This is a genomic window from Clostridium thermobutyricum (assembly GCF_000371465.1).
GTDB classification, from domain to species: domain Bacteria; phylum Bacillota; class Clostridia; order Clostridiales; family Clostridiaceae; genus Clostridium; species Clostridium thermobutyricum.
On sequence record NZ_KB850956.1, the window covers coordinates 2333247 to 2340445 of the forward strand.

The 7199-nt window shown below is 22.4% G+C and carries 7 protein-coding genes, 3 tRNA genes and 1 pseudogene; 4 read left to right on the forward strand and 7 right to left on the reverse strand.

What is annotated here, in order from left to right; genetic code table 11:
- Positions 1-283 precede the first annotated feature (283 nt).
- From HMPREF1092_RS10880 to HMPREF1092_RS17225, 4 genes are all read right to left on the reverse strand, one after another.
- A complete protein-coding gene (locus HMPREF1092_RS10880) occupies positions 284-922 on the reverse strand; it encodes a DUF488 domain-containing protein (RefSeq protein ID WP_002598724.1) in 639 nt (212 codons plus the stop codon).
- Between the two features lie 61 nt (positions 923-983).
- Positions 984-1781, reverse strand: a complete 798-nt coding sequence (locus HMPREF1092_RS10885; protein ID WP_002598725.1) for a hypothetical protein — start codon at positions 1779-1781, stop codon at positions 984-986.
- A 311-nt stretch (positions 1782-2092) separates the two neighbouring features.
- Positions 2093-2341 carry a hypothetical protein gene (locus HMPREF1092_RS16555; RefSeq protein WP_002598726.1) on the reverse strand — a complete coding sequence of 83 codons (249 nt, stop codon included), beginning with the start codon at positions 2339-2341 and terminating at the stop codon, positions 2093-2095.
- 801 nt (positions 2342-3142) lie between these two features.
- On the reverse strand, positions 3143-3310 hold the full coding sequence (locus HMPREF1092_RS17225) for a hypothetical protein (protein ID WP_002598727.1): 168 nt from the start codon (positions 3308-3310) through the stop codon (positions 3143-3145).
- A gap of 1002 nt (positions 3311-4312) precedes the next feature.
- Between HMPREF1092_RS17225 and HMPREF1092_RS10895 the strand changes: the two genes are divergently transcribed.
- From HMPREF1092_RS10895 to HMPREF1092_RS17840, 4 genes and pseudogenes are all read left to right on the forward strand, one after another.
- Positions 4313-4714 carry a hypothetical protein gene (locus tag HMPREF1092_RS10895; protein ID WP_002598729.1) on the forward strand — a complete coding sequence of 134 codons (402 nt, stop codon included), beginning with the start codon at positions 4313-4315 and terminating at the stop codon, positions 4712-4714.
- A 252-nt stretch (positions 4715-4966) separates the two neighbouring features.
- A complete protein-coding gene (locus HMPREF1092_RS17230) occupies positions 4967-5131 on the forward strand; it encodes a hypothetical protein (protein ID WP_186003717.1) in 165 nt (54 codons plus the stop codon).
- Positions 5132-5203: 72 nt separating this feature from the next.
- Positions 5204-5719, forward strand: a complete 516-nt coding sequence (locus HMPREF1092_RS10900; RefSeq protein ID WP_002598730.1) for a hypothetical protein — start codon at positions 5204-5206, stop codon at positions 5717-5719.
- A 670-nt stretch (positions 5720-6389) separates the two neighbouring features.
- Positions 6390-6646: pseudogene (locus tag HMPREF1092_RS17840) on the forward strand (tyrosine-type recombinase/integrase); the annotation flags it as partial.
- 145 nt (positions 6647-6791) lie between these two features.
- Here HMPREF1092_RS17840 and HMPREF1092_RS10910 read toward each other — a convergent pair.
- The 3 genes from HMPREF1092_RS10910 to HMPREF1092_RS10920 all read right to left on the reverse strand — a co-directional run bounded on the left by HMPREF1092_RS10910 (position 6792) and on the right by HMPREF1092_RS10920 (position 7199).
- Positions 6792-6868: transfer RNA gene (locus HMPREF1092_RS10910), tRNA-Arg, on the reverse strand.
- A 154-nt stretch (positions 6869-7022) separates the two neighbouring features.
- Positions 7023-7096 (reverse strand) — tRNA-Gly (locus HMPREF1092_RS10915).
- Between the two features lie 19 nt (positions 7097-7115).
- Positions 7116-7199: transfer RNA gene (locus tag HMPREF1092_RS10920), tRNA-Leu, on the reverse strand.

Genomic DNA, 7199 nt, shown 5'->3' on the forward strand with positions numbered 1-7199 from the left:
TCTATAATTTCTCCAATATTCTTTATATATCTCTTTTTATTATATTGTGATACACTAGGCTGAGTTTTTATAATTTCTCTAATATATCATCTATAAAAGCACTTTATACTTTTATTAACTATATTTATATAATACTTAAAACTAATATTTATATCCTTTTACACTTAATAATTTTCTATTATTTTGAAAATTAAATATAACTTGTAGCTATTAATAATAAAATATTTTTATAAACCTATTTATTTAATAATTAAACTTTATCTATAAATCATACCTATTAATTTTATAATTTATATCCTTTTTCTTTAAGTTTTTCAAGTCTAAATCCTATTTCTCTATTCATTTTTTCTATTGATTCATTCAAATACTCTTCTCTAGATTTTTCTCCCTCCAAAATAGAATAAAAATTTATATCATTTCTATCAAAGTATCTATCTATAAGTTCTTCTTCCAATTCATAATTACTTTTTATCTCTCCACTATGTACTATATTTTTAACCTCAAATCCTTCTTTTTCTAATGCTAATGCTACTAACGCAAATCTATGACATTCAATCGGATTTTGCTTTGCTCCTAAAAGACAAATTGTATATCCTTTATCACAACCATCTTTTAATCTTTCTATTCCCTTTTTGAACTTATCATCTTTAACAACTTTTTTAAAATCTGCATAACCTTCATTTATGTAATATTCTCTTTTTTCTCTTTGAGCCCCAAACTCTTTTCCCATATAAATATAACTTAATCCAAATTGCTTTAAATTTTCTCTTATCACGTTTAAATTATATTGTATATTATACTTAGAGTACGGAGTCCCTCTTACATCAACTATTACATCAATATTATATTTTTTAATCATTTCATTTAAAGTCTCTAAACTATAATTTGAATGCCCTATAGTATATATAACTCTTCTGTCCACTATAATTACCACCTTTCAAAAAAGCTAAATCTAAATTTTAATTTAGATTTAGCTTTTACATTTATTCTTCTCTATCTTTTTTATTTATATAACTTCCATATAAAAATTTATACCATTTAATTTCTATAAATTTGTAATAAGCAGTTAAAGCTGCCACTACAAATAAAAATGCTAATATTGTTATTAATCCAAATCCACTTAATATTAATCCTATAAAGGCTATTATCCCAATAATCCAAACTTGTACATTTGAAATTATTATAACCAAAATAGTTGATAAAAATTTCTCTTTAACAATTTTTAAAGATGTTATAATAGCTTTAATAAAATTAGTCTCTTTTTCTTGGATTAATAAATAATTAACAGGTAAAAATAATATTTTTATTATAAAACTTATTATTATTGTAATAAGTAAATTTGTAAAAGTTAATGCTAATATTTTTTCTAATGAAATTTGAGCTCCCTGAATTTTAGATAATATTAATAAAGCTACCTTATCAAATATAAATATAACAGGAATTAATCTTACAAATCCCGATATAACATTCCATATCAAACAATTTATATAAACTTTAAAACTTACATTGCTACTATTAATTGCTGCTGATCTCTCTATTTCTTCTGAATTCAAAAGGAATTTATCAAATAACACATTAATCATTACTCCAATTAGAACTCCAATTAATAATCCAATATATATTCCAGCAATTCCTATAACAAATTTTGAAATAATTTTTACTGATATCATTGCAATTAAAAAAAATATTATTTTCCAGAAAAATCCTAACTTATCTTCTAAAATTAATTTCCGACTTCCTTGAAATACGAATTTTCTCCACTGTTTATCTCTTGAATTCACCCTATCCTCTCCTTTTCTGATATATTATACTACGATTTATATACATTTTCATCTAACAAACTATTTCTTAATAATTAAGTATAATATTTAATTTTACAATGCAATCTGATAATTTATAAAATTATTATATTATTTCGTATTTTTATTTAACTCTACCAACTGTAGTATTATCTGATTTTTTATCATCTAATTCTTGGAAGGGATGAGAAGATTCTTGATATCTATAATCTTCTCCATTTTTATCTATATAGTCCTCTATAACAGTATGACTAACAACTTCATCTAGATTTTTATTAACTTTTTGTTGATATTTATGGTATTACTTGTTCCCCATCTTTCTTTTCATATTTTTTAAGTAGTTCAACATCTTTATGTAATTGAGCTATCTCTTTTGATAAACTATATTTCCAAATCTTTTTGATATTTTCATCTTTTTCTGTCATATAACAAGAATAATATAAATATGCTTCTGTATAATCATGCATTAAAAGATCTTCTAACCAAATACATCTTGGATCTTTTAAGCTTGCATATTGTGTTACATGCTCTTCTTCTACCATTCATATTTCTAAATAAAGTTTTCTTCCTATATCATTTTTATATAAAGAACTTACATTCATATAGTAGTTCATAGTTTGTTGTTCAGCTACCGTTATTATATTTATGTTTAATTTTGTTCTTAAATCAAGTATATTGAATTTTGTAAATTTTTTATAGTATCATACGTACATCTATATTGAGCAATAGTTGGACATCCGGCATTATTTCAGTATAATTTCCTACTAAAATTTTCTGATTTTACTCCTTAATCCATTTCTAATAAACCTGCATATATAATGTTCAAAATCTTCAAGAATATAAAAATATAAAGAAGCTTTAGCATTTCTATCTTTTTCACTTTTTGCTAATGCAAATGTTAAATCTACTTCTAATTATTCATAACTAATAGTTATTTCATATAATAGTCGTAAATTTCTCAGCTTCATTTGTTGTTTTTAAATTCTTCTAATAGAAGCTATTTATCTTCTTAAATTTTAATCCAAACCTCTCCGTTCATTTTAACGACTATATATTTATGGCGATTTTCAAATATAGTATTGATTTTTAAGTAAATATCGCTAATGTTCTGTAACTTATTAGACAACAATAAAAGAACAACACTCATGTTGATCTTTTAGTAAAACTACGTAAGTTATCTAAACTTTTCAAGTCTATAATGATTTTCCTCAAGTAGTTATTCAATTCCACTTTTGAATTTATATCTCTTTTTCTATAAAACTCATAATTTAAATATATTTTTTATATAAATAAATAGTGAGTACTATACTTAAATAGTACTCACTATTATAATATTCATCACTTTATTTAGGTAAATGTTGTATCATTTCCCATGAAGTATCCATGTCCCTAAATTGAGGCATAACTTCACCTTCTAATATTCTTATAGCTGTATGTGCATCATTTTTACTTCTCCATATGCCACTCATTGTACAAATTTCACCACTGTTTATAACTTCTTGATTAACCATTGTAAATTCCTCCTTAAATTAAAGTAATTTTATTATTCCTCAATTTAATTATGATTATGCTTTTACAATAGTTTATTAATTACCCAATTTTTAATATAATTATTTACCATCTTCCCATCTTTTTAATTTGAACATTGTATTTTTATATTTTTGCGTAATAGTGCATATCTCTTATTTAAATCTATTCTCAATCCCAACATATTTCTAAATATATAATCTAAATCCATATATTTCTTATATAGTATTTCTCTTTCTGATTCATTTATATTAGTAGTCCATTCTTAATTTTCTGTTGATAATAGTTAAGCTCATTGACTCCTTTAGTTATCAATTTAACTCTTTCCTCATCATAATTAAAAGCATTTTTTTCTTGCTTTAAAGTCATTATCTTAATTTTTCTAACTTCGTATATTTGTAATAATCTATTGACTTTATAATAATCTTTAATTCCAATAAATTTTATGTATTTTTTAAATTCCTTCTATTTGCCTTTTCATTATGATTATTCGCACACAGTTATATTAAATTCTTGATCCTTACATTTAAATATATCCTAATCCCTCTATACTCAATTTTAAATTTAAATTACAATCAAAAAAATATTTGTTTTTTCACTATTTTTATTTATTTAATACACCTATTTACTTTTAAATATATATTATTTAGTTTTATATATCCTTAAATTCAATATAATTAAACTTTACATAAATCAAATTATTTAACTATTATTGTATATAATTTGATACTTCAACTTCCATATAATATCATTTTTACAAGATTAATATAAATCTTAAATATATTAAAAGTGGATAAATTCTAATGAAAAAATTAGAGAATATTAATGCACATACTTTATAAGTTAGATAGTATAGTATTAAGCGCACTTGAAATTGGACTTGAAACAGCTACTTTTGTTGTTGGATACCACCTTACTTACTGATACTCCATTAGAATATGGTGTAGATTCTTTAACTTTTAATGTTGTAGAGGATATGAGTAACTATGTTCAAAAAAAAATTAACACATAAAAAAATAATAAAAAAAGCTGAAAAACTTTTTTATTATTTTAAATTATTAAAATCAACAACTGAGAAAAAATACCCTTTATTAGAAGAGGAAGATATAGTCAATAAACAAATTCTCTTAAAAAAATTAGATGATTTAATAGAAATATTAAAAGCTTCAACCAAAAAATATATTTCTGATGAAATGTCACTCGATGAATTTGATAAAAAATTAAATAATATAAATAACCTTTATAATAAATTAAGATTAGAGAATCCAATACTTAATGCAATTATTTATGGTTATCTTACACCCTCAATTCAAGCAATTATAGGTACTCCTGTTCCAGATGCTTATACATTTGTAAGTTTATTTGAAAATTTAAAGAATTCAGATTGATATAAATAGTTTTATTCAGAATAAGTAAATGGATATTTTGTAATAAAGTCTAAACAAAATATATTAAAAGAATAGCATATGATATTTTAATTAAATATAATATAACCTATTAAAAGTAAAAATAAATCTATGAATAACTTCTAGAATATAATCTTATCGTATTAAACTCATATTTTTATAGAACTATCAATCTCACTACTATATTCGCCATTAATTAATATATATTACGTTACACTAAAGGATGTGAATAAATTGATTAAATTTTTAAGTTTTATAAGTCCATTTATTATTGGAGCTTGTATATTTGCCATTTTTGATCCACTTGATAAATATGAAAAATTTCTTGAAAATAGTAAAAAAAGAGGTATTAAGCGCTATCAAAAAAAATTATATAAAAAAAACAGTAAAAGCCAATAAAAATAAATCCCTTATTATAAATTTATAGTGAAATCTTTATATTAATATTATTTCTTTAGGAAGGAGGCAAAAATGAATAAAGTTGAAATACCTTATGATAAAAATAGGCTTAAATTTTTTATATATTCCATTTTCCCAATAGCTATAATAGTATTACTAATTGATATATACTATACTTTAAATACTATAAATTTTAATATTTATTTTTCAATTTTTTTATTTTTAATTTTCTTACTTTTTATATATTATTCAATAAAAAGTATATTAGTCTTTATTAATGATAAGCCTTGTATAATATTTGATGAAGAAAAAATAACTTCGTGTTCTATATTCGGAGCATACTCTTTAGATATTAATTTATTTGAAAATTATAAATTTGTTGAATTTAATGGAATAAATTTTGTAAATATTTACCCTAAAAATTATAAAGAATTTAAAAAACAATTAGGATTCCATCTATTTCGTAGATTTATCTATTATCAAATTAAAAGTAATGGTTTTGAAGGTCCTATGATTAGTTTTTTTACATTATCAACGAATTATCAACAATCTATAGACTATTTAAATAATATATTTAAAAGGAATTAGTAAATTATTCTACAAAGAGGATAATAGTTATAATTAAATCAATAAATAAGCATATAAAGTATTCTATTAATTAATAATATTCTTAATTAAAAAGGTGGTTTGATATGAAATTTATAAGCAAAAAATCAAACATATTTTATATATTTTTAACAAGCTTTTTAACATCTATAATATTTTCAATATATATGAATATTAACGATCCAAATATAACTAAAATTATTGTAGTAGAAATTAATTTTTTTATTATTATGTTCATTCTATTACTTATTTTTATAAAGTTTTTAAAATAAAAAGAATTAGAATCTAAACAAAATAGGTTTTGATTCTTTTTACATTTAATAATATAATAAGTCATCAGAAATCATATAAATTTGCCCTAAATAGTAACTTCCGTAAATTTATATAATTGATTTCTATATTTTATTAAATTATCTATATCACCCTTACAATCTCTTGTTGTTTTATTATTAATCCAATCAACTAAATACTCTATACTTAATGCAATAGAATTGCCATTAAAATTAATATCTATAAAATCAGAACATGTGTATTAAATATCATAGTTACCAATAAGCATTATTTTTATTAGTTCTTCTGTTATATATTTTTTATTCATTTGAATACTACTTATATAATATATATTAATGTCTTCAAATCTCTAACACCTTGGAATTATCTGAATGAAAAAAATATTAGAAAATATTTTAATATAATTCTAAAAAATGTAATCTAAAATAAATTTGTATACATGATTTAAGGCATACTTTCAAAACTAAATTATTTGAAAATGGAATAGCTCATAAAACAGTACAATCAATTTTAGGTCATAGTGATATATCTACCACATTAAATATTTATACTCATGTAATGAAAGATACTAAAGACAAAGCTATGGATAAAATAGATTATTTATTTAAACTAGAGTAATAAAATTACTCTAGTTTTTTTATGTAAATTCACTTTATTATTTTAATTTATTAAAGTAAGCAGAAGAGAATTTTTTTAAGTTTTATTTTCTATTGCACAATTTATCAAAAAAATAAGAGCTAAGATTCTTCTTAACCCTTTAAATTGGCGCACCTAGCAAGATTCGAACTCGCGACCTGTGGATTCGAAGTCCATCGCTCTATCCAGCTGAGCTATAGATGCTTATGGAATTAAACAAATTTATCCACAGTTTTAGTGATTAAACTCCATTTTTTATTGTATTCTGTGGACAATTTTCAATTTTTGTGAATATTTATCTTTTATTTACAGTAAAAAGCGAATAAAAAAACAACTTACATATTATAAGTTGTTTTAATGGAGCGGGTAGTGGGAATCGAACCCACCTTTCCAGCTTGGAAGGCTGGAGTATTACCGATATACGATACCCGCATATTTATAAGATTAATTATGGTGCAGATGAAGGGAGTCGAACCCCCACGCCAAAGGCGCTAGATCCTAAGTCTAGTGCGTCTGCCAATTCCGCCACATCTGC